Origin of the sequence: Halobiforma lacisalsi AJ5 (assembly GCF_000226975.2) — an archaeon.
In the GTDB taxonomy this organism is placed as follows: domain Archaea; phylum Halobacteriota; class Halobacteria; order Halobacteriales; family Natrialbaceae; genus Natronobacterium; species Natronobacterium lacisalsi.
On the sequence record NZ_CP019285.1, the window covers coordinates 292,457 to 314,804 of the forward strand.

At 67.3% G+C, this 22,348-nt stretch carries 23 protein-coding genes; 16 read left to right on the plus strand and 7 right to left on the minus strand.

The window, feature by feature from the left end:
* The first annotated feature begins 94 nt into the window (after positions 1-94).
* A complete protein-coding gene (locus tag CHINAEXTREME_RS01290; RefSeq protein ID WP_007142321.1) occupies positions 95-1,384 on the plus strand; it encodes a DUF7344 domain-containing protein in 1,290 nt (429 codons plus the stop codon).
* A 9-nt stretch (positions 1,385-1,393) separates the two neighbouring features.
* Here the strand turns inward: CHINAEXTREME_RS01290 and CHINAEXTREME_RS01295 are convergent, their stop codons facing one another.
* Together CHINAEXTREME_RS01295 and trkA are read right to left on the minus strand one after the other, a co-directional pair.
* Positions 1,394-2,338 carry a calcium/sodium antiporter gene (locus tag CHINAEXTREME_RS01295; protein ID WP_007142320.1) on the minus strand — a complete coding sequence of 315 codons (945 nt, stop codon included), beginning with the start codon at positions 2,336-2,338 and terminating at the stop codon, positions 1,394-1,396.
* 63 nt (positions 2,339-2,401) lie between these two features.
* Positions 2,402-3,736: a Trk system potassium transporter TrkA gene (gene trkA, locus CHINAEXTREME_RS01300; RefSeq protein WP_007142319.1), complete on the minus strand. Its 1,335-nt coding sequence runs from the start codon at positions 3,734-3,736 to the stop codon at positions 2,402-2,404.
* Between the two features lie 484 nt (positions 3,737-4,220).
* On the opposite strand from trkA, the gene CHINAEXTREME_RS01305 reads away from it, so the two are divergent.
* The 9 genes from CHINAEXTREME_RS01305 (at position 4,221) to CHINAEXTREME_RS01345 (ending at position 13,288) form a co-directional block, all read left to right on the plus strand.
* Positions 4,221-5,021, plus strand: coding sequence for an Lrp/AsnC family transcriptional regulator (locus CHINAEXTREME_RS01305; protein ID WP_007142318.1), 801 nt, complete (start codon positions 4,221-4,223; stop codon positions 5,019-5,021).
* A gap of 91 nt (positions 5,022-5,112) precedes the next feature.
* Positions 5,113-5,493 (plus strand): hypothetical protein, encoded by a 381-nt coding sequence (locus CHINAEXTREME_RS01310; RefSeq protein WP_010546483.1) that lies wholly within the window; start codon positions 5,113-5,115, stop codon positions 5,491-5,493.
* Between the two features lie 34 nt (positions 5,494-5,527).
* On the plus strand, positions 5,528-6,334 hold the full coding sequence (locus tag CHINAEXTREME_RS01315) for a shikimate dehydrogenase (RefSeq protein ID WP_007142316.1): 807 nt from the start codon (positions 5,528-5,530) through the stop codon (positions 6,332-6,334).
* Positions 6,335-6,461: 127 nt separating this feature from the next.
* Positions 6,462-7,223, plus strand: a complete 762-nt coding sequence (locus CHINAEXTREME_RS01320) for a helix-hairpin-helix domain-containing protein (RefSeq protein WP_007142315.1) — start codon at positions 6,462-6,464, stop codon at positions 7,221-7,223.
* A gap of 157 nt (positions 7,224-7,380) precedes the next feature.
* Positions 7,381-9,102 (plus strand): anthranilate synthase component I family protein, encoded by a 1,722-nt coding sequence (locus CHINAEXTREME_RS01325; RefSeq protein ID WP_007142314.1) that lies wholly within the window; start codon positions 7,381-7,383, stop codon positions 9,100-9,102.
* 137 nt (positions 9,103-9,239) lie between these two features.
* On the plus strand, positions 9,240-9,884 hold the full coding sequence (locus CHINAEXTREME_RS01330) for an anthranilate synthase component II (RefSeq protein ID WP_007142313.1): 645 nt from the start codon (positions 9,240-9,242) through the stop codon (positions 9,882-9,884).
* Positions 9,881-10,753, plus strand: a complete 873-nt coding sequence (locus tag CHINAEXTREME_RS01335) for an aminotransferase class IV (protein ID WP_007142312.1) — start codon at positions 9,881-9,883, stop codon at positions 10,751-10,753. Before CHINAEXTREME_RS01330 ends, CHINAEXTREME_RS01335 begins: the two co-directional genes overlap by 4 nt.
* A gap of 36 nt (positions 10,754-10,789) precedes the next feature.
* On the plus strand, positions 10,790-11,818 hold the full coding sequence (locus CHINAEXTREME_RS01340) for an LLM class flavin-dependent oxidoreductase (protein ID WP_007142311.1): 1,029 nt from the start codon (positions 10,790-10,792) through the stop codon (positions 11,816-11,818).
* A 156-nt stretch (positions 11,819-11,974) separates the two neighbouring features.
* Positions 11,975-13,288, plus strand: a complete 1,314-nt coding sequence (locus tag CHINAEXTREME_RS01345) for an MATE family efflux transporter (protein ID WP_007142310.1) — start codon at positions 11,975-11,977, stop codon at positions 13,286-13,288.
* 2 nt (positions 13,289-13,290) lie between these two features.
* Here the strand turns inward: CHINAEXTREME_RS01345 and CHINAEXTREME_RS01350 are convergent, their stop codons facing one another.
* On the minus strand, positions 13,291-14,424 hold the full coding sequence (locus CHINAEXTREME_RS01350; RefSeq protein WP_007142309.1) for a saccharopine dehydrogenase family protein: 1,134 nt from the start codon (positions 14,422-14,424) through the stop codon (positions 13,291-13,293).
* Between the two features lie 115 nt (positions 14,425-14,539).
* Here CHINAEXTREME_RS01350 and CHINAEXTREME_RS01355 point away from each other — a divergent pair, with 115 nt between their 5' ends.
* Complete coding sequence (locus tag CHINAEXTREME_RS01355) at positions 14,540-15,046, plus strand: Rieske (2Fe-2S) protein (RefSeq protein WP_007142308.1); 507 nt, start codon at positions 14,540-14,542, stop codon at positions 15,044-15,046.
* 2 nt (positions 15,047-15,048) lie between these two features.
* On the opposite strand, the gene CHINAEXTREME_RS01360 is transcribed toward CHINAEXTREME_RS01355, so the two are convergent.
* Positions 15,049-15,423, minus strand: coding sequence for a DUF7344 domain-containing protein (locus CHINAEXTREME_RS01360; protein ID WP_007142307.1), 375 nt, complete (start codon positions 15,421-15,423; stop codon positions 15,049-15,051).
* 260 nt (positions 15,424-15,683) lie between these two features.
* Positions 15,684-15,971 carry a transcriptional regulator gene (locus tag CHINAEXTREME_RS01365; protein WP_007142306.1) on the minus strand — a complete coding sequence of 96 codons (288 nt, stop codon included), beginning with the start codon at positions 15,969-15,971 and terminating at the stop codon, positions 15,684-15,686.
* A 141-nt stretch (positions 15,972-16,112) separates the two neighbouring features.
* Between CHINAEXTREME_RS01365 and CHINAEXTREME_RS01370 the strand changes: the two genes are divergently transcribed.
* The 4 genes from CHINAEXTREME_RS01370 (at position 16,113) to CHINAEXTREME_RS01385 (ending at position 19,978) form a co-directional block, all read left to right on the plus strand.
* Positions 16,113-17,126 carry a sugar phosphate nucleotidyltransferase gene (locus CHINAEXTREME_RS01370; RefSeq protein ID WP_007142305.1) on the plus strand — a complete coding sequence of 338 codons (1,014 nt, stop codon included), beginning with the start codon at positions 16,113-16,115 and terminating at the stop codon, positions 17,124-17,126.
* 72 nt (positions 17,127-17,198) lie between these two features.
* The gene (locus tag CHINAEXTREME_RS01375; protein ID WP_007142304.1) at positions 17,199-17,828 is read left to right on the plus strand and encodes an NfeD family protein; all 630 of its coding nucleotides are present in this window, start codon (positions 17,199-17,201) and stop codon (positions 17,826-17,828) included.
* A 104-nt stretch (positions 17,829-17,932) separates the two neighbouring features.
* On the plus strand, positions 17,933-19,081 hold the full coding sequence (locus CHINAEXTREME_RS01380) for an SPFH domain-containing protein (protein ID WP_029601474.1): 1,149 nt from the start codon (positions 17,933-17,935) through the stop codon (positions 19,079-19,081).
* Between the two features lie 258 nt (positions 19,082-19,339).
* Positions 19,340-19,978, plus strand: coding sequence for a winged helix-turn-helix transcriptional regulator (locus tag CHINAEXTREME_RS01385; protein WP_007142302.1), 639 nt, complete (start codon positions 19,340-19,342; stop codon positions 19,976-19,978).
* Between the two features lie 188 nt (positions 19,979-20,166).
* Here CHINAEXTREME_RS01385 and CHINAEXTREME_RS01390 read toward each other — a convergent pair whose 3' ends face one another.
* Entirely contained in the window at positions 20,167-20,388 is a 222-nt protein-coding gene (locus CHINAEXTREME_RS01390; RefSeq protein WP_007142301.1) for a DUF7123 family protein, read from the minus strand.
* A gap of 213 nt (positions 20,389-20,601) precedes the next feature.
* Positions 20,602-21,117, minus strand: coding sequence for an inosine/xanthosine triphosphatase (gene yjjX / locus CHINAEXTREME_RS01395; protein ID WP_007142300.1), 516 nt, complete (start codon positions 21,115-21,117; stop codon positions 20,602-20,604).
* 230 nt (positions 21,118-21,347) lie between these two features.
* Between yjjX and CHINAEXTREME_RS01400 the strand changes: the two genes are divergently transcribed.
* A complete protein-coding gene (locus CHINAEXTREME_RS01400) occupies positions 21,348-22,334 on the plus strand; it encodes a transcription initiation factor IIB (protein WP_007142299.1) in 987 nt (328 codons plus the stop codon).
* The last annotated feature ends 14 nt before the right edge of the window (positions 22,335-22,348 follow it).

The following is a 22,348-nucleotide window of genomic DNA, read 5'->3' on the forward strand; positions in this document are numbered from 1 at the left end:
GCGGCCGATCCGTGGGAACACGGCCAAATATTACCCCTTCGTACCAGACAACGCTGGTACACTCCTTACCCGCATTCGTCGGCTGTATCGTCCAATGAGTTCGCCCCCCGAACCCGACAGCCCGACGACCACCGCCTTCGAGATCCTCGCCGACGCCCGCCGTCGGCGGCTCCTCGAGATCCTTCTCGACCACGAAGCCGACGGGGTCGCGCTGTCGACGCTCGCGACGGAGATCGCGGCCCGCGAGCGGGGCCAGCAGATCGTCGCCAACGAGCAGTGTTCCCGCGTTCGGGTGTCGCTCATCCACGTCCACGCGCCCATGCTCGCCGACGCCGGCGTCGTCGCCCGGGGGTCCGGCAGCGGGGAGAGAACCCTGTCGCGGACGGATCACCCGCTGTTCGAGACACCCTGGATCCGCACGCTTCTCGGTGGCGACGGATCGCTCGAGAGCGACCGGCTCGACGGGGCACTCAAGGTGCTCGCCCCGCCGCGCCGCCGGACGATCTGTGAGGTCCTTGCGACCCGACGCGGGGCCGTTCCGGTCCAGGATCTCGCGGCGATGGTCGCGGCCCGGGAGGGGGACCGTCGGCTCGTCGACGTCTCGAGCGACGAGTGCTCGTCGATCGCGACCGATCTCGTCCATGCCGACCTGCCCGCGCTGGGCGAACACGACCTCGTCGAGTACGACCGCGCGGACGGGACGGTCGCGATCGCGACCGACGCCGAGCTGTGGCGCGCCGACTGGGTCGCCGAGAGCCCGCTCGGCGCGATACCCGATCGGCTCGGGCTCCTCGACGCACGGGGGGAGCGCGAGCGACGGCGAGACGCGAGCGGGGATCGCGGGCGCGTTGCCTCCGACGACCGTTCGACGCCCTGCTGGACGATACAGGGGGCCGAAAACGTCGTCGAACACGGCTACGAACTCGCCGACGACGCGACCGAAGAACTCGTCGTGACGGTACCCGACGACGGAATGCTCCGCGGGCGATACCTCGAGCGGTGGCGCGCGGCCGTCGACCGCGGGGTCGACGTCTACGTCGGCTCCCGCTCGGAACAGGTCCGCGAGACGGTTCGCGCGGCGGTCCCAGGGGCGATCGTCTGCGAGCCACGGCTCGACTGGTTGAACTTCCCGACCGACCGGGTCGGCCACGGACGGCTGGTGTTCGCCGACCGCGAACGCGCCATGCTGGTGTCGGTCGCGGATCGGGGGGTAGACGCGACCGGCGGGCCGCGGACGATGGCGATCACCGGGACCGGCGGGGACGACCCGCTGGTGTCGCTGTTGCGCGAACACCTCGGACCGCGACTCGATCGCCTGGCCGAGAAACACTGCGACGACGGAATGGAGACTGGAGACGAGGGAACGACGCCGCTCCCACTGTGAGCCGACCGATCAGGGCAGGAGGAAGTAGACGAACGCCACGTAGCCGGCCACGAGTCCGGCCCCGTCGAGTCGCGTGAGCCGGCGGCCGTATCCCATCATCCCCACGAGCAAGATCGTAAACGCGACGAGCACCGGTAGTTCGAAGCGGATTGTACTCGGCGCGATATCGATCGGCGTGATCACTGCGACGATTCCCAGGACCGCGAGGACGTTGTAGATGTTCGAACCGACGACGTTGCCGATGGCGAACTCCGTCTGTCCGCGAACGGCCCCGACGACCGACGCGGCCAGTTCCGGCAGCGACGTCCCAAGCGCCAGTACCGTCAGCCCGATGAACAGGTCCGAGAAGCCAAGCGCCGACAGCAGTCCGGTCCCGCCCGAGACGAGCCATCGCGAGCCGAGCACGAGCGCGACCAGCCCGGCGAGGACGAGCGCGACGTCTTTGACCGCGATCCCGTCGCCGGCACCCGGGTCGTCGAGTTCCGGAGCCGGATCGGCGTTCGTGTAGTACAGCAGGTACGCGGTAAACGCCGCCAGCACGAGCAGGAACACCGCCCCCTCGAGGCGGTTGATCTCCCCGTTCGCGCCGACGACCACAAGCAGGATGGCGGCGAGCACCATGAACGGCACGTGGCGGCGCATGACGGTCTCGCCGACCGAGAGTGGCTTGATGAGCGCCGAGATCCCGAGCACGAGTCCGATGTTCGCGACGTTCGACCCGAGGATCGCACCCAGGCCGATATCGGTCGAGACCTCGAGCGCGCCGATCACCGAGACGAACAGTTCCGGGGCGGTCGTCGCGAACGCGATCACCGTGACTCCGACGGTCGCCGCACGGAGGCCGATCCCGAGCGCGAGCCGTCCGGCCCCGGCCACGAGCAGTTCCGCGCCCGCATAGAGGGCGACGACGCCGGCGAGCAGGAGAACGACGAAGAGTCCGACTCCGGAGAGCATAGCGGAGGTATTCGAGAACGATTCAAAAGGGATCCGAAACGAGACGAGACGAGACGCGTCGCGTCAAACGAGGTCGATCACGTCGTCGAGGACGACCGCGTCGACGAAAAGGACGACGTGATCGTCCGGGCGAACGACCGTCTCGCCGCGGGGCGTGATGAGGTCGCCCTGCCGGGAGATGGCTCCGATGACGATCCCGTCCGGGAAGTCCGCCGTCGCGTCGGCGATCTCGCGGCCGGCGAGCGGGCTGTCCTCGCTGATCTCGATCTCGATTACTTCGGCCCGATCGTGCTCGAGCATGGCGACTTTCTCGGTGTGGTCGGCGCGGGTAAAGCGGACGATCTCCTCGGCGGTTTCCTCGCGAGGGTTGACCGCGACGTCGACGCCGACGGTCTCGAAGAGGTCGACGTACTCGGTGTTTTCGATGACCGCCACCGTCCGCTCGACGCCGATGCGGTCGGCCAGCAACGAGACGAGCAGGTTCTTTTCGTCGCTGTCGAGCGTGGCAACCACGAGGTCGGCCTCGTCGACGTGTTCGCGCTCGAGAAACTCCGTGTCGGTCGCGTCGTTCTCCATAACCACCGTTCTGGGCAGCGCCTCGGCGATCTCGCGGGCGCGGTCGCGGTCCTGTTCGATCAGTCGCGGCCGATAGCCGTTCTCCTCGAACTCGCGGGCGACCTGGAACCCGACCTCGCTGCCACCCACGATGACGACCTCCTCGGTTTCGTCCCTGTCGGGGGTAACGATGTCGTCGGCGAACGAGCGAACGGAATCGGGACTCCCGAGGACGACGACCCGGTCCTCGGCCCGTATCTCCGTCTCGCCGGTCGCGATGATCATGTCTTCGCCCCGGAAGACCACGGCGAAGGTCAGCGAGTCGTACCGGTCGGCCTCCTCGACGGTTCGGCCGGCGACCGGGCTCTCCGGGCCGATCTCGAACTCGCCCATGCGAACGAGCCCGCCCGCGAACATATCGACGTCCTGGGCCGCCGGCAACCCCGATATCTGGTAGATCGTCTGGGCCGTCAGGAGGTCGGTACACACCATGAAATCGACGCCGAACGCTCCCTGCGAGCCCTCCCAGGTCTCGAGCAGACTCCGTCGGCGGACCCGACAGATCGTGAACGCGTCGCTGAGTGTCCTGGTCGCACCACAGACGACGATGTTGGCCTCGTCGTCGTCCGTACAGGCGATGACGAGGTCCGCACGCTCGACGTCGGCCTGTCGGAGCGTCCCGATTTCGGTACCGTCACCCCTGATCGCGAGCACGTCCTGCGAGTAGGTCAGGTCCTCGATGACGGCCGGGTCGCTGTCGACCACGACGACGTCGTGGGCCGCCTGAAGATTGGCGGCGATCTCCCGGCCGACTTCGCCGGCTCCGATGATAACGATATGCATGGGTCAGCGAATAGTCGTGCGATTTCGCGTCGGTCGGTCAAAGGGCGACTCGTGGATCGATCTCGACCCCATCCCTGTTCGTTCGTGTGTTCGCCCTCGCGCTCGAGAACGGCCATCTGACGACCATCGGGAGCACGGTCCCCGCCGTAACATACTCTCTGTACCCCGGTCCCGAACATAAAATCCGTGCACGGATGTCCCAGCCATCCCCCGCCGTGCTCGCCCGTGCTCGCCACCCCGCATCGTCGTGTCGTTCCCGAGGGTCCGACCGCAACCGACCAGGGGTAAGCCCGCGGTCAACGGCCGCTTGACCGATCACACTCGAGTGCGTAGCATGCTCGAGACGGCCCCTGGTCGGTTCTGCAGACGTCTAACGGCGACCGATAACTTCGCCGGATTCTTTCGATGCGAAAATATTCACGGTGATGATTACGCGGGAGAAAAATGCACGGGGTATATATTCCGCAATCACACAACGGGCCCTATGGGCGACGGCAACGGGAGTAGTTATCGGCTCGACGAAATCGACCGCCGGATCATCCACGCGCTGATGGCCGACGCCAGGAACACGTCGGCACCGGCGATCGCGGAGGAGGTCAGCGTCTCCGGGGCGACGATCCGCAACCGGATCGCACAACTCGAGGACCACGGCATCATCGAGGGTTACCATGCGACCGTCGACTTCGAACACGCCGACGGCTCGCTGATGAATCTGTTCATGTGTCACGCTCCCTTCGGAGAGGTGGAAGGTGTCGCCCGGAAGATCGGGACGATACCGGGCATCATCAATGTACGCGAGCTGATGGGCGGCCAGATAAACCTGCACGTTCTCGCCGTCGGCACCGACACCACGGACCTGCGACGCGTCGGCCGCGAACTCGAGCGCCTGGGGGTCGAGATCGAGGACGAGTTCCTCCTCCAGAACGAACACGACTTCCCGTACGCGCCGTACGGCCCCGCGGACGGCCGTCGTCGGGAGCCCCTGGCCGACTACATCAGCCTCACCGGCGGGGCCGAGGTCGTCGAGGTGACCGTCCAGGAGGACGCCCCGATCGCGGGCCGAACCCTCGAGGAGGCCGCCGAGAACGACATCGTCGACGACGACACGCTCGTCGTCGCGATCGAACGCGACGACGCCGTCATCACGCCCCACGGCGACACCGAGATCCAACCGAACGACGTCGTGACGGTGTTCTCGCCCAACGAGAGCGACGAACCGACCCTGCGCGGGTTCGACGGTTCCGGGGAGAACGACTCCCGGACGAGCGGTATCGAGAGGCGGTGATCGATCATGCCAGAACCATCGATAGCAGGCGCAACAGTGGACGACCGACTGCAGAACCGGCACCGACCAGGGGAGTGAACGGGTGACCGATATGGCGCTCGGAGACCTCCTCCCGAGATTCCTGCAACGGTCCGACGACTCGGACGACGGCGTGCTCCGGGAGTGTCGACACTGCGGGGCGAAGTTCGACGAGCCGGTCGATCGGTGCCGCGTCTGCGAGGCGACCGAGATCGCCACCTACGAGTTCGTGACCGTCTCGAGCGACACGGACGAGAGCGTGGGCGTGGAGGGCCAACCGACCGGAAGCCGGGAGGGGGAGGACGGGTCGAACGCTCGAGGGGACGAGACGATCGAGGAAGACGGCGACTCGGAGCGAGAACCCGAACCCGAACCCGAACCCGACCGTGGGGACCACGAGGACCGCCCGGACGGCGAGCCCGCGCCCGAACCCGAACGCGACGACCGATCCTGACCGATTTATACTCCCCCGGCCTCGACTCGTAGTCATGGACGTGTTCGGACTGGTCGGCAACCCCGTCGGCCATTCGCTGTCACCGCCGATGCACGAGGTGGCCTACGACGCCCTCGAGATCGACGCTCGCTACGTCACGTTCGAACCGGCACCCGACGACCTCGAGACCGCACTCGAGGGAGCGGCGGCGCTGGGGATCGCGGGACTGAACGTGACGATCCCGTTCAAGGAAGACGCCCTCGCGTCCGACCTGGTGGCCGCCGACGAACTGGCGAACCGGATCGGTGCGGTCAACACGATCGACTTCTCGGGCGACCGGCCGACGGGCCACAACACGGACGCCGCGGGCGCGCTCCGCGCGCTGCGCGAGCGGGACGTGACCGTCGACGGCGCGCGCGCCGTCGTCGTGGGCGCAGGCGGGGCCGGCCGAGCGATCTCGTTCGGCCTGGCGGACGCCGGGGCGACGGTCTCGATCGCCAACCGTACCGAGGCGAAGGCACACGACCTCGCGGACGAGGTCCCGGGAGCGACCGGCCACGGGCTCGAGACCCTCGAGGACCTGCTCGCCGACGCGGAGATCCTCGTCAACGCCACCAGCGTCGGGATGGAGGAGGACGCGACGCCGGTTCCCGCCGAAGCGCTCCACGGCGGCCTCGCGGTGCTTGACGCCGTGTATCGCCCACTCGAGACCCGGCTGCTCTCGGACGCGGCGGCGGCCGGCGCGACGACCGTCGACGGGGCCCGGATGTTGCTCTATCAGGGCGTCGAGGCGTTCGAGCTGTGGACCGGGCGGGACGCGCCGGTATCGACGATGGACGAGGCGCTCCGCGCCCGGCTCTGACCCGGAGCTCCCGTCTCCGACGGCCGGACGCCATTTCGGCTATCGGACCTCGAGTCGCCGGTCCAACAGGTCGTTTCGGTTGACGCATCAGAGGAATTTAAGTGATGAAACCAACTATATCGTGATAATGGCAATCCTCGAAAAGCTGAAGTCGTTGTTGGGACTCGACGACTCGAGTTCGGAGCCCCAGAACGGCCGTGACGTCGGGGTCACGGTCGAGCGGGAGCGGTCGGGGCCGGAATCGAGCAGGAACGGAACGACCCCCGCGGAGCCGCCCGCGAGCGCGACCTCGAGCGAGCCCGAAGAAATCGACGGCGCGGACGAGCCGGCCGAGTCCGAGGACGAAACTGCTGTCTCCATCGAAGAGGCCGAAGCAACCGAAGCCGAGGCAGAAGCGAAAGCGGAAGACGAGGACGAAGACGAGGACGCGGCGGAACCCGATGCCGACGAGACCGAGACCGAGGCCGCGGTCGAAGAGGTCGAACCCGAACCCGAAACCGAAACTGAACCCGAAACCGAGACTGAAACCACGGACGAGCCCGAACCCGCCGCGGCCGGTACCACCGCCTCGAGTTCGACCGGCTCGATGACCGAACCGACCGACGAACCCGAGGCGGCCGCCGAACCCGCCGAAGCCACCGGACCGACCGAAGCGGACGCCGCCCCGGTGGAGGAGAAGACCCCAGACGAGGAAGCCCCAGAGAGCGAGACGGGCGAACCCGTCGACGAGATCAAGGGGATCGGCCCGGCCTACGCCGACCGACTCGCCGACGCCGGCGTCGAGACCGTCCCCGACCTCGCCGACGCCGACGCGGCCGCCCTCGCCGAGCAGACCGACATCTCCGAGAAGCGCATCCAGGGCTGGATCGACCGGGCCGAAGTGCGCTGATCCCGAGTTTTTCGTCTCGATTTCCGTCCCCGTTTCGTCCCCGTTTCCTGACTCCGGCTTCGAAAGTCCCCAGTCCCGAACCGCTCGAGTAGCCTGATCCTGCCCGGAAACTCCGCAGACCGAAAGACGATTAGTCACCCGTTTCGTTCCGGACCGTATGAGCGATCCGCGCGTCGTCACGTCCCTCGAGGAGTTTCGAGCAGCGGTTCGTGACGACGAGAGTACCGCCGACGGGCCCGTCCGCGTCCGGGTCCCCGTCGAAGTCCGGGTCGGCGTCGAGGACCCGTTCCTCGCCTATCGGCGGGCGCGCGACGGTGCCGACGGCGACGGCGGCGCGTTCCTCGAGACGACGGGCGGCCAGCCCGGCTGGGGGTACTTCGGCGTCGATCCGATCGACCGGCTGACTGTCGGTCCCGACGCAGTCGGGCGGGACACCTCGGCGGACGCGAACTCGCCGACGCTCGCCGCACTCGAGGGGCTGCTCGCGGGCGATCGACTCGTCCGCGGTGACTGCGACGTTCCCTACCCCTGTGGGGCCGTCGGCTGGCTCTCCTACGACGTCGCCCGGGAAATCGAGGATCTCGACTCGCCGGATTCGGCGGTCGACGACCGCGGCCTGCCGCGACTCGAGGTCGGCGTCTACGATCGGCTGGCAGCATGGGAAGCGCCGGTCGGAGGCGAGGACGAGGACGAGGGCGAGAGCGAGGGCGAGCGTGATGGAGAGGACCAGGACGAAGGAGTCACGCTCCGTGTAACGGCCTGTCCCCGCGTTCCGGAACCGGATTCCGCCAACGACGAGGAACTCCGTCGGGCGTACGAACGGGGTCGCGAGCGGGCGCTCGAGCTCGCTCGAGCCGTCCGGGAGGGCGACCCGGACGTCGGCGAGCCACCGGTCGAGACCGACGAGGCGACCTTCGAGAGCGACTGCGGGCGCGAGGCATTCACCGACCGCGTCCGGAAAGTCAAGGCGTACGTCCGCGACGGCGACACCTTCCAGGCGAACGTCTCCCAGCGGCTGACCGCACCTGCGGCGGTTCACCCCGTCGCGGCCTACGACGCCCTCCGGCGGGTCAATCCCGCGCCCTACTCCTGTTTGCTCGAATTTCGCGCGGCCGACCTGGTGAGCGCGAGCCCGGAACTCCTGCTCGAGCGCGAGGTGTCGCCCGTCCCGGACCGTTCGTACTCGAGCGGTGCGAGGCACAGAGGACGAGAGAGCGGCGAAGCCGTGAGCGGACGGCGTCCGCGGGAGCGGGGCGGGGAGTTCGTCCGCACCGAACCCATCGCCGGCACCCGCCCCCGCGGGGAAACGCCAGGGGAGGACGCCGAACTCGAGGCAGACCTCCGCTCCGACGAGAAGGAACGCGCCGAACACGCGATGCTGGTCGACTTAGAGCGAAACGACCTCGGAAAGGTCTGTACGTACGGCTCCGTGACGGTCGAGGAGTACCGGCGGATCGACCGCTACTCGGAGGTGATGCACCTGGTCTCGAACGTGACCGGTCGGCTCCGGCCGGACGTGGGACTGGCCGAGGCCGTCGCCGCGGTCTTCCCCGGCGGGACGATCACCGGCGCGCCGAAGCCCCGGACGATGGAGATAATCGACGAACTCGAGGCGACGCGTCGGGGCCCATACACCGGCAGCGTCGGGATCTTCGGCTTCGACGGCCGGGCGACGCTGAACATCACGATCCGGACGCTCGTCCGCCACGGCGACGAGTACCACCTCCGGGTCGGCGCGGGGATCGTCCACGACTCCGATCCCTACCGTGAGTACGACGAGACGCTCGACAAGGCCCGCGCGCTCATCAACGCGGTCGACGAGGCACTGGGCGAACGGGCCCGAATGGCCCTCGAGAGCGATGGAGGTGAAGTACGATGACGGACACCGATAGCACCCGTGAGCGAGTGGAAACGAGCGAACGGCCCGACGACCGACCACCGGGAGGGAGGAAAGGGTTTCATCAACGGTTTGCCAGGGAACGAGCGCCAGCGAGTGACCGCAGCAAAAGGTTGCTGGTGATCGACAACTACGACTCGTTCGCCTACAACCTCGTCCAGTACGTCGGAGAGGTCGCCGACGAGGTGGTCGTCCGGCGAAACGATGCGATCGACCTCGCGGACCTCCGGGATCTCGATCCCACGGGTATCGTCGTCTCGCCCGGCCCCGGAACGCCACAGGAGGCGGGCATCTCGATCCCGCTGTTCGAGGAGACCGAGTACCCCATCCTCGGCGTCTGTCTCGGTCATCAGGCGCTGTGTGCGGCCAACGGATCGCCCGTCGTCCACGCCCCCGACGTCGTCCACGGGAAACCGTCGACCGTCAGCCACGACGGCGAGGGAATCTTCGACGGCCTGCCCGAGACGTTCCAGGTCGGGCGCTACCACTCGCTGGCCGTCGAGCGCGACGACCTGCCGAACGTCCTCGAGGAGACGGCCCGGACGACCGACGATCGCGGCGTCCTGATGGCCGTTCGCCACCGCGAGCGGCCCCACGTCGGCGTCCAGTTCCATCCCGAGAGCATCCTCACGCGCGGCCACGACGACGCCGCCAGCGGGGACGGCATCTCGCTTCGCGTCGGCAAGCGAATGATCGAGAACTTCTGCCGGTTCGCGGCGAGCGAGGCGAGCGAGATGAGCGAGACGAACGAGGAGAGTCCATGACCGACGACCGACTCTATCACGTCGACGGCGACCTCGTCCCGGCGAGCGAGGCGAGCGTCAGTGTCGACGATCGGGGGTTTCGCTACGGTGACGCCGCCTTCGAGACGCTTCGGGCCTACGGCGGCGAGATATTCGAGTGGAAGCGTCACGCCAACCGCCTCGAGGCCACTTGCGAGACGCTGTCTCTCGAGCACGGCCTCTCGGCCGACGACCTCCGCAGCCGGATCGACGAGACGCTCGCGGCCAACGATCTCGCCGACGCCTACGTCCGACTCTCGATCACGCGTGGCGTCCAGCCCGGCAAGCTGACGCCCCAACTCGAGGTCGATCCCACGGTCGTGATCTACGTCAAGCCGCTCCCGCGTGGTGGACTCGCGGGCGAGTCCGTCTGGGAGGGGCCGGCGACGGTCGAGACGGTCACCACGCGCAAAATTCCCGACGCAGCCTTGCCCTCGAGCGCGAAGACGCACAACTACCTGAACGGTATCCTCGCGAGAACGGAACTCTCGGCGGACGCCGACGAAGCCCTCCTGTTCGACGCCGACGACTGCGTCGCCGAGGGCGCGACGAGCAACCTGTTTTTCGTCCGGGACGGCGTTTTGCACACGCCCTCGACGGACGGTCCAGTCCTTCCCGGTATCACTCGAGAGATCGTCCTCGAACTCGCAGCGGACGCCGGGAGTTCGACTCGCACGGGAGCCTACGAACTCGAGGACGTTCTCGAGGCCGACGAGGCGTTCCTGACGAACCGGACCTGGGAACTGCGCCCGATCGAGCGGATAGACGGCCGTGAGGTCGGGACCGGGCCGGTTACGGCTCGTCTCTCGAGACTGTACGATGAGCACGTCGAGCAGTCCTGTTACCGCTAGCCCAACCGTTATTTTTCGCAGTTTCCGAGTGGACGTATGAAACTCTCTGCAGTCGATCTCTCTCCGGTTCCCGACGACGGGACCGCGACCGACGCGTACGAAAACACCGTCGAGGCCGCACGACAGGCCGAACGACTCGGCTTCACGCGGTTCTGGGTCGCTGAACACCACGGGATGGCGGATACCATCGCGGGAACGACGCCCGAAGTGTTGCTCGGACACCTCGCCGCCGAAACGGACTCGATCCGGCTCGGATCGGGCGCGGTGTTGCTCAACCACTACAGTCCGTTCAAGGTCGCGGAGGCGTTCGGCGCGCTGGACGCGCTCGCGCCGGGTCGGGTCGACGCGGGCCTCGGGCGGGCGAACGGCTCGCCCGCCGCGGACCGCGCCCTCGGAACGTCCCGTCGCGTACAAAACCCGGACGAGGATCACGCCGAGAAGATCGAAGCCGTCGTCAACCACCTCTACGACGACTTTCCGGATGGACACGCCTACGACGACCTCGAGATTCCGCGGTCGGACGCGGAACCGCCCGTTCCGTGGGTGCTCGGCTCGAGCCCCTCGAGTGCGGCGATCGCGGGCCAACTCGGCCTGCGCTACTGTTTCGCGGCGTTCATCCGCCCGCACCTCGCCGTCCAGTCCTTCGAGACGTACCGCGAGGAATTCCGAGCGTCGGAGCTTGCCGGCGGTATCGACGAACCGGAGGGCATGGTCGCGGTGAACGCCGTCTGCGCCGGGACCGACGAGGAGGCGGCGCGTCAGCGTGCGGTCGCCGAAGCGTCGTTCGAGCGAATGCAACGTGGCGTCGTCGGGACGACGCCGTCGGTCGAGGAAGCCATCGACGAACTGGGCGGCGTCCCCGAACCGACGCCCGCCACGCTCGAGTCGGGCGAGTGGCCGCGGGCGATTTCCGGAAGCCCCGAGACGCTCGCCGGCCTGCTCGAGCAACTCGCGGATCGCGTCGGCGTCGACGAGGTGATGATTCAGCACGTCGTCGGCGACCACGACGACGCGCTCCGCTCTCACGAACTCCTGGCGGAGGGCGTCGGACTCGAGCCTCGGTGACGGCGGCTCGGTTCGGGAGCCGCACCCGGGGTGTTCTCGAATGCCGCCTTCAATAGGTTCAAGCGGCGGAGGACGCGAGTGTTCGGCGTGCTATCGGGAGGACGACGACGGCTGCTCGGCGTCTGGCGGCGCGTGCTCGACCTCTCCTGGCCCGTCATGGTCGAGCAGTTCCTCCGGACGCTGATGCGGACGACCGACGTCGCCGTCACCGGCCTGTTCTCGCCCGCAGCCGTCGCGGCCGTCGGGCTCGCGGACCTCTATGCCCGCCTGCCGCTGCGGATCGGCCTCGGGCTCGGCAGCGGCGTCATCGCGCTCTCGAGCCAGGACACCGGCGCGGATGCGACGGCAAACAGGGACGAGGCGATCACGCAGGCGATACTGCTGGGCGCGGTCGCCGGAATCCCGTTCGTGCTGTTCGGCTACGGTCTCGGGCGGTGGGCCATCGCCGTCCTCGGCGCCGAATCCGAGGTCGCCCGCATGGGCGGGCTCTACCTGGCGATCATCTTCGCGACGACGCCCGCGCGCCACATCGCGCTCGTGGCCGCGCGGTCGATCCAGGGGGCCGGCGACACGCGCACGCCGATGTACGTCAACGGCGTCTCGAACGCCCTCAACATCGTCGGGACGGTCGTCCTCGGGCTCGGACTCGGTCCCGCGCCGACCCTCGAGATCGTCGGCGTCGGCATCGCGACCGCCGTCGGCAACGTCTTCTCCGCGGTGGCGCTGTCCGCCGCCATCTACGGGGCCTGGACCCCCGCCGGCTTCGTCCGGCCGACCGAGTGGACCATCACCCGCCAGCTGCTCGCGATCAGCGCCCCGCGGATCGTCGAGGGGCTGGTGACGACCGTCCTCGAGTTCCCGTTCAACTCCATCCTGCTGTTCTTCGGGACGGAGGTCAACGCCGCCTACCAGATCGGCCGTCGCGTCTACCAGCAACTCACCGGCCCGCTCTCGCGGGGCTACCGGACGGGAACGAGCATCGTCGTCGGGCAGACCCTCGGCGAGGGCGACCCGGCGGGGGCGCGGTACAACGGCTGGGCGGCCGCGGCGCTTGGAGTCGCGACCGTCGGCTCACTCGGGGCGGTCCTCTTCGTCGGGGCCGAGTGGTTCGTCTCCTTCTTCACCGACGACCCGGCCACGCGGGGGTACGCGGCCGCCTTCGCGGCGGCCTACGCCGTCGCTGCCCCCGTGACCGTGCTCTACGTCGTCCTGGCCGGCGCGCTCACGAGCGGGAGCGACACGACGACGCCCTTTATCGGCAGGATCACCGGCATGTTCTTCGGGATGGTCGGCGTCTCGTACGTCTTCGGGATCCGGCTCGGCTACGGCCTCCCGGCCGTCTACGCCTCGATCGTCGTTTACTACCTGTGGGCGACGATCTACGTCGTCGTCGGCTTCTACCGCGGCGGCTGGATCGAGCGCACCCAGTCGATGATGGACGAGCGCGGGAGCACGCCGGGCGAGGACTGACCTCAGCCGTCGGACGCGACGCGGGAGGGTGCCGGTTCCGACTCCTCGTGACACCCTCGCTCGAGGTCCGGGTCCTCGAGGGTCTCGAGGCTGGTACCCTCGAACTCGAGGACGAAGTCGCTCCCGAAGGCCGTGGCAGGGGTCCGAAAGCCGGAGTCGACGCCCCAGTCCGCGGACTCGAGGACGCGCTTGCTCGCCGCCAGCGCCGTCTCGACGGTCAGCGCGTACGGGTTCGGTGTCTCGAGTCGGGCCCGGGCCCGCCGTCCGGCGTCGTCCTCGACCTCGCCCCAGACGACCCCCCGGTCGGTCGCGAGTTCGCGCTCGTCGGGCCCGTCGAACGCGGCGTCGACCGCCCGCTCGAGGAGTCGTTCGACGGGGCCGGTGTCACAGAGCGGGCCCATCGAATCCAGGGCCGACAGCGCCCGCGACGTCCAGGGCGGCGCGGCGAGGTAGACCTCGACCGAGTCCAGGTTCGTGCCGTGGGCCGCGGTGACGACGTCGCCGAACGGAATCGTGACCGCGTGTTCGGGCCCGTTGCCGAAATCGATCTCGCGCGTTCGATACGCCGCCGGCACTTGCAGGAGGCGACCGTTCCGGCGGATCACGCCGCCCTCGCCCAGGCCCTCGAGAGCCGTCCGGGCGGTCCCCCGCGAGAGCGAACTCCCGCTTTTGATCCCGAGCGCGACCCGGTCGGCAGTCGGCAGTCGCTCGGCGAGGTGGGCCGCCAGACAGTCGGAGGGGACGACGTCGAACCCGACGCCGGGTAGCAGCGTGACGCCGGCCTCGCGAGCGAGGTGGTCCCGCTGGCGGAGCCGTTCGAACACGGAGAACTCGCCGGTAACGTCGAGGTAGTCCGTTCCGGTCTCGAGGCAGGCCTCGACCACCGGTTCGGCGGTGTCGACGAACGGACCCGCGCAGTTGAGAACGGCGTCGACGTCCTCGAGGGCGGCGACGACGCGCTCACGACTGTCGTCCAGCGAAAACGCCCGCCACTCCAGCCCCAGGGTTTCCGCCTGGTCGCGAACCCGGTGCCGATCGCGCCCCGCGACGATCGGCGACCACCCCCGCGAGACGGCCGCCGAGGCGATCAGCCGCCCGGTGTAGCCGTACGACCCGTAGACGAGCAGGGAGTTCATACGCTCCGTTGCGCAGTCGCGGTGTTAAAACTCCGTCAGACGCTCGACTGACGCGGCAGGTCGCCGGCGCCACGAGCCGAAACGTTCACCTCGAGCCACCCGAAACGGAGCGGCGATGGAAGCCGAGGCACGGATCGCCCCGCTCGAGGAGGTTCCCGCCGAGTCGACGCTGGTCTTTCGGGTCGAACCCGAAGGTAGCGACGGTGACGGCGACAGCGACGACCGGCAGGAGGCCATCCTCGTCCGGGACGGAACGGATGCGACGGCAGCGCAAGACCGAGACGGCGGAGACGGGAACCGACGCACGCGCGAACACCCGTCCGTCTCCTGCTGGCTCAACTACTGCCAGCACTTCACCCACATCAAACTCGACAAGGGGTCGGGTGCGGCGATGCGAAACGGCGAGATCGTCTGCGAGAACCACGGCGCGTACTTCGAGGCCGACTCCGGCTACTGCACCTACGGCCCCTGCGAGGGCGCGACGCTGGCGGAACTCGAGGTGACCGTCTCCGAGGGCGACGTCTACCTGACCGACGACGACTACGCCTACGTCGGCAGGGGACCGATCGAGGACGAGAACGAGGAATTCGACCTGGCGTCGCGGTCGAACGTCGAGTTCTGATCTTAGAGCCGCGCCGGCGAAACGAGGTCCCGTTCCTGGTCGTAGTCGAGTAGCCCGGCGTCGACCAGCCGCGGGAGGTGATCGTGGTACAGCGAGATGTAGACGTCGGCGACGCGTTCGGCCGATAGCTCGCGGACGGCGTCGCCGGTCTCCCGCACCGCGACTTCCTCGGCCGCGTCGGGGAGCGTGATCGCCTCACCGTAGGTCCGCATAACCTGGAGGAACAGCCGCCGCCGTTCGCTGGCGAGCAACTCGAGGGCGTCGTCGACGGTCCCGGCTTCGGCGGGGACCTCGTCGTCCGAACGGTCGTCGAGCCACTCGAGCAGCGCCAGTGCGAATTCGGCACAGTCGAACTCGGAGTTAGACGTAGCAGTCATTCGTAGTTTTCCTTTCCCGTCTCGCCCTCGGACACGCGACGGCCGACATCGGCGAGAGCGGCCGCGAGAAGGCCACCGCGCCCCGTTCGACTCGAGGGTTCGTACCGATTTCACGGTTGCCCGGTAAATATGGGTGTCGGAACGACCCGAGTTTATTGCCACCGGCGACTGTCGGGACGGTTGACCTGTGGGTCGACGGATCGCTCGGTCGCGACGGCGAGGGCGGGAGCGACACCTCGAGGCGGCCGTCCGCGCCACTGTCACTCGATCGTGAACGTCGGCTCCGCGACCGATTCGCTCTTGCAGGACGGACACCGGGAGGGGAGGTTCACGAGGTCGTCGAAGTCGTCGAACTCGCAGTCCCGACAGGTCGGCGGCGCGACGAGCAGTTGCTCGTCGCCATCGACGGACTGGGAGACGTGTTCGACGTGCCCGATCACCGCGTGGGGCGTCAGGTCGAACTGGGCCGCGAGTTCGCTCGGGGTCGACGGCTCGGCGCGTAAGGCGTCGGCGAGTCGTTGCCTGGTCGTTCGGTCGGCCTCGCGCATGTGACAGCGAAGGTCAGTCTAGCACTTATACTGTCGGTTGCGGGACGGCTCGATCGCCGACGGATCGCCCGCTCGTCCGGCGATTCGAGGGAAACCGTCGAAAGGGTAAGTGACTTACATCGCCCCATCGAACGCGACGTCATGAAGGCCGTCGTCCTTGCGGGCGGATACGCGACCCGGATGTGGCCGATCACGAAACATCGGCCGAAGATGTTCCTCCCGATCGGCGATTCGACGGTCGTCGATCGTATCTTCGCGGAACTCGAGGCTGACGAGCGGATCGACGAGGTCTACGTCAGTACGAACGAGCGGTTCGCCGCCGACTTCGAGGCTCACCTGGCAGACAGCGAGTTCGAGAAACCTCGGCTCTCGGTCGAGGAGACGACCGACGAGGACGAGAAGTTCGGCGTCGTCGGCGCGCTCGCCCAGTTGATCGACCGAGAGGGGGTCGACGACGACCTCCTCGTGATCGCCGGGGACAACCTGATCAGCTTCGACGTGTCGGAGTTCCTCGACTACTTCGAAGAGCACGAGGCCCCGACGCTCGCGGCCTACGACGTCGGCTCCCGCGAGAAGGCCAAATCCTACGGGCTGGTCGACCTCGAGGGCGACCGCGTCGTCGACTTCCAGGAGAAACCCGACGATCCGAAGAGTACGCTGGTCTCGATCGCCTGCTACGCGTTCCCACGGAACTCGCTGTCCCTGCTACCGACGTATCTCGAGGAGGGGAACAACCCCGACGAACCCGGCTGGTTCGTCCAGTGGCTCCAGAACCGCGAGCCGACCTACGCCTACACGTTCGAGGGCGCGTGGTACGACATCGGGACCCCCGAGAGCTATCTCGACGCCGTCGCCTGGCACTTAGACGGTGACTCGCTGGTCGCCGACTCCGCGACCGTCGAGGGCGCGACGATCGGCGACAACGTCCACGTGATGGAGAACGTCACCCTCGAGGACACCCGGCTCGATCACGCGGTGGTCTTTCCGGACGCGACGGTTCGTAGCGGGGACATCCGGCGATCGATCATCGACGAGGGGACCCACATCGAGGACCTGGATCTCGCGGGGGCGCTGATCGGCGCGCATACGACGATCACGAACGGTACCGACGGTACTGACGGCTCGGACGGCTCGGACGGCTCGGACCGCGAGTAACCGCGAGCGGCCCTAAATTCGATCTCCATCCCTCGGTAAACCTTTAATCGGGCAGAGCCCTTACCATGGAGTATGCTCGAGGCCTTCCTGGGGAACGTGCCGCTCTTGCTCTTGTCGGTGGGGCTCGTACTGATGGTGCTCGAGGCCCTCTCGCCCGGCGCACATCTCATCGTGATCGGGGTCGCACTTGTCGGCGCCGGACTGATCGGCATGGCGCTCCCGGGGACGGTGAGCCTGTTCGTCCTGGCGGCGCTGACGCTCGGGTTCGGCGCCGTCGCCGCGTACGTCTACAACGAGTTCGACTTCTACGGCGGGAAGGGGACCGCCCAGACGTCCGACTCGGACTCGCTTGCGGGTGCGACCGGTTACGCCACCGAACGGATCACGAACCGCGGCGGCGAAGTGAAACTCGACGAGGGCGGTTTCGCACCGTATTACAGCGCACGGACTACCAGCGGAACGATCGAGGAGGGCGAAGAGATCATCGTGCTGGATCCGGGCGGCGGGAACGTGCTCACGGTCGAATCCCTGGGTGCGATCGGCGAAGACGAGATCGACCGTGCGCTCGCACGAGCCGACGAAGAGAACGCGGATTCGGGGGACGGCGACGTCCAGACACGAGAGCGGAGTCGAGAGTCGACCCGGGAGCGAGAACGGGACCCCGATCGCGCCTCGGAGTTCGAAACCGAGAACTCGAGTTGAGCGCCGCGGGACCGACGCTACCCCGTTGCCCTCGCCCGTCACTCTCCCTCATATGTCGACGAAATAAGGGAACGTTTTTCCCCTCACCGCCGTAAGAGCGGAACATGGTCGTACCACTCCCCATGCAAACCGGCGGTGCGCTGCTGTTCGTCGGTGCCCTCGTACTCGTGGTCGTGATCGCCGCCCTGTTGAGTGCGATCGAGATCGTCGACGCCTACGAGAAGCGTGCGCTGACCGTTTTCGGTGAGTACCGCAAACTGCTCGAGCCCGGTATCAACTTCGTCCCGCCGTTCGTGTCGAACACCTACCGATTCGACATGCGGACACAGACGCTCGATGTCCCCCGGCAGGAAGCGATCACGCGGGACAACTCGCCCGTGACGGCCGACGCGGTCGTCTACATCAAGGTGATGGACGCCAAGAAGGCGTTCCTCGAGGTCGACGACTACAAGAAGGCCGTCTCCAACCTCGCCCAGACCACGCTGCGTGCCGTGCTGGGCGACATGGAACTGGACGACACGCTCAACAAGCGCCAGGAGATCAACGCCAAGATCCGCCAGGAACTCGACGAACCCACCGACGAGTGGGGCATTCGAGTGGAAAGCGTCGAGGTCCGCGAGGTCAACCCCTCGAAGGACGTCCAGCGCGCGATGGAGCAACAGACCTCCGCAGAGCGTAAGCGTCGCGCGATGATCCTCGAGGCACAGGGTGAACGCCGCAGTGCCGTCGAGAAGGCCGAGGGTGACAAGCAGTCCGAGATCATCCGCGCCCAGGGTGAAAAGCAAAGCCAGATTCTGGAAGCGCAGGGTGACGCCATCTCGACCGTCCTGCGCGCTCGCTCCGCGGAATCGATGGGCGAACGCGCGATCATCGACAAGGGAATGGAGACCCTCGAGGGGATCGGTCAGAGCGAGTCCACGACCTTCGTCATGCCCCAGGAACTCACGTCGATGGTCGGGCGCTACGGCAAGCACCTCTCGGGGAGCGACGTCAAGGAGAACGGCGAGCAACTCGAGAGTCGCGATTTCGACGAGGAGACCCGCGAACTGATCGGCCTGGACGACATCGCCGAGATCATCGGCGAGATCGATCAGGAAGCCGAGATGGACGTCGAAGCGATGGAGCAGGAAGCCCAGGCGATCAAGCAGGGCGAAGATCCGTCGAAGATCACCGACCCCGAGGAAGTGATCGAGGAGATGGACCAGGACTTCCAGGGAGCCGATCCGACCACCGAGGAGTCCCAGGACGACTAAGGACTTCGAGACGCCGTTTCGAACCTCGAACCTCGAACCTCGAACCTCGAACCTCGAACTGCCGTCTCGTTCTCGAGAGGCCCGATCCGTGCCATCCCCGGGGAACCGGATTCGTTTTCGACCCGCCGATGCTGATCGTGATCGTTGATCGACCGCCCGCACCAGCGTCCCCTCGAAAGCCGTGACTTTCAGCTTTCGGTGACCGAAGGGGAGCGAAACCTGTTTTACGGCGGATCCCCTTGCGGACGGTAGACCGACATGACACCGCCCGACGGGGTCGACGACGACAAGCGAGCGACCCTCCGCCGGTTCGCTGCCCTCGGAGCGAGCGCTTCGATGGCGGGTGCCGGAGCCGCCGGACTCGCCGAGCGTGCGGCCGCCGACGACGCGGGCGACAGCGACGCCCGCGACGCGATCGCCGGCTACCTCTCGACGACCCCCGGTGCGCACTTCTCGAAGGTCCGTGACGACCTCCAGCTGGGAACCGGCGAGACCCAACACCACCTGCGTCGCCTCGAGGAGAACGGCACCGTCGAGCGATACAGCGACGGCGACTACAAGCGGTTCGTCCCCGCCGATCGCTTCGACGAGTTCGAGAAGCGGGCGCTTGGATACCTCCGTCGGGACACGCCCCGGGGAATGCTGATCGAACTCCTTTCGAACCCCGAAGCGTCGGCGGGCGCCCTCGCGGACGCCCTCGACGTCTCCTCCCCGACGGTTAGCAAGTACGCCGGGGAACTCGAGGAGGCAGGCCTGCTCTCCCGGGAGGACGGTTACGCCGTCGAGCGCCCCGAAACTGTCCTGTTGCTGGTCGTCCGGTACGCCGATTCCTTCGGCGACCGGGCGACGCGTCTCGCCGAGAACGCGGACCGGTTCCTCGAGTACGACGGGCACTGAGCACTCGTTTGCGACCAGCGCTCGCGGACGTAAGATCAGCTTACGGGCTGTTTTCGAGCGCGTACGGACGATCGGCTAGCCACGGCAGCAGACTCGACCGGGGACACGTCGGGGCCGCTCGTGGCGTCACTCGAGCGGCGAGCGTAGTAACAGAGACGACGGAAACGGGGACGAGCGGCGGCGTCGCTCTAGGCGTTTACTTTCCAGGTGGTGCTCGAGGAGTAGCCCCACTTTTCGATCTCGATGTCGTAGTCGCCTTCCTGCAGCGCGGTGATGTTCGAGCCGACCTCCTTGGCCGTCATTCCGAGCTCCTGCCCGATGAGTCGGGATTTGAAGTAGGTTTTCGTCGCGGCGTTCTCCCGGAGGTACTGGAGAATGCGCTGTTGTTTGGACGTGAGGTCGGGGGCCATTGCACTGCTCATATTCGTACGGATGCCGGGAACGCCCTTAGGGGGTTTGGTACGTGCAGTTAACCGGCCGCTGTCTTGCGGTTTTTGCTCCGAGTAATAGCGGAATACTCCGACCGAAAGCTCGTGTTGGTACGGCCGGTTAACGCACACGATCGGCCGACAGTCAGGACGACGAACCGTTTCACGGCCCAAGGCCGGCTTGTATCGGGCCGATTAGTCGTAGTAGCCCGACCGGAACGGACCGAAGGCGCAGGCCACAGCCTCGCTCAGCGCTCGCGTGCGATCCGTCAGACCCTCGGTGAGGGCGCCTGCCGCCCCCTGAGACTCGGCGACGCCGTCGGTCCCGAGGAGGTCGTCCATCACCGGGCCGAGTTCGGCGCCGTTCTCGAGTCGGTCCGCGACTTCGTCCGGAAGCCGCAACGTCGGTCCGGCCCCGCGTTCGGTCCGTCGGCCGTCGGTCACGGCGGCCCACATGATCAGCGAGAGGCCGGGAACCCCCTCGAGGCGGGCGACACCGCCCTCGAGTCCGATTCCGTAATCGGCGTCGGTCTCCGTCAGCGATGCTCGAGCGCGGTTCTCCGCGCCGGTGACGGTTTCCTCGATGGACCACGGCTGCTCCGGGACGCCCGAGTCGACCGCGACCGATTCGACCGACGGATCGTACCGCTCGAGGGTGCGCTCGACCGCCTCGACCTTGACCGGGTTCGTGCTCCCGACTGCGACGTGCATACGTATCCCGGCGATTCGAACGGGGGCGATTTGGAGACACCGTTTTCCGGCCGCCCGGTTCCCCTGCTTGAATGTTTTGATAGATCATGCCAGAACGGACGAATTACCGCCTTTCGAGTGTTGTCGGACCACGATTCCGAAACCGTTATACCTCGAGTCTCTGAACGGAGTAGGTAACGAATCCGTCCGGGCTTTTGCGATCCGTTCGTCCGGACAGCACTCGCCATCGTATGACCAACGCACAATCGAACACGAGAGTACGGCGTAACGAACACGAAACGACCGAAGAGACGAGCGAGACCGAGAGCGAAGACACCGACCTGGTCTGTCCCGAGTGTGCAGGCAACCTCGTCGTCGACGACGAACACGGCGAAACCGTCTGTGAGGACTGTGGCCTCGTCGTCGAGGAAGACTCCGTCGACCGCGGCCCCGAGTGGCGCGCGTTCGACGCCGCCGAGAAGAACGAGAAGTCCCGCGTGGGTGCGCCCACGACGAACACGATGCACGACAAGGGGCTCTCGACGAACATCGACTGGCGAAACAAGGACGCCTACGGGAACTCACTGGGATCGCGCCAGCGCGAGAAGATGCAGCGCCTGCGCAAGTGGAACGAGCGGTTCCGTACTCGCGACTCCAAGGAACGGAACCTGAAGCAGGCACTCGGCGAGATCGATCGCATGGCCTCCGCCCTGGGGCTCCCGAACAACGTCCGCGAGACCGCCTCCGTCATCTACCGCCGTGCGCTCGACGAGGATCTGCTGCCGGGCCGCTCCATCGAGGGCGTCTCCACCTCCTGTGTCTACGCCGCCGCCCGTCAGGCCGGCGTCCCTCGCTCGCTCGACGAGATCGCCGACGTCTCCCGCGTCGAGAAAAACGAGATCGCCCGCACGTACCGCTACGTCGTCCGCGAACTCGGTCTCGAGGTCCAGCCGGCCGATCCCGAGAGCTACGTCCCCCGGTTCGCCTCCGGACTCGACCTCTCGGACGAGGCCGAACACCGCGCCCGCGCGCTCCTGCAGAACGCCAAGGAGAAGGGCGTCCACAGCGGCAAGTCGCCGGTCGGACTCGCCGCCGCCGCGGTCTACGCCGCCGCACTGCTGACCAACGAGAAGACGACTCAGGCCGCCGTCTCCGACGTCGCCGACATCTCCGAGGTCACGATCCGGAACCGCTACCACGAACTCCTCGAGGCAGAGGAGACCCTCGGTCTGGCCTAACGGTCGCGACGGTC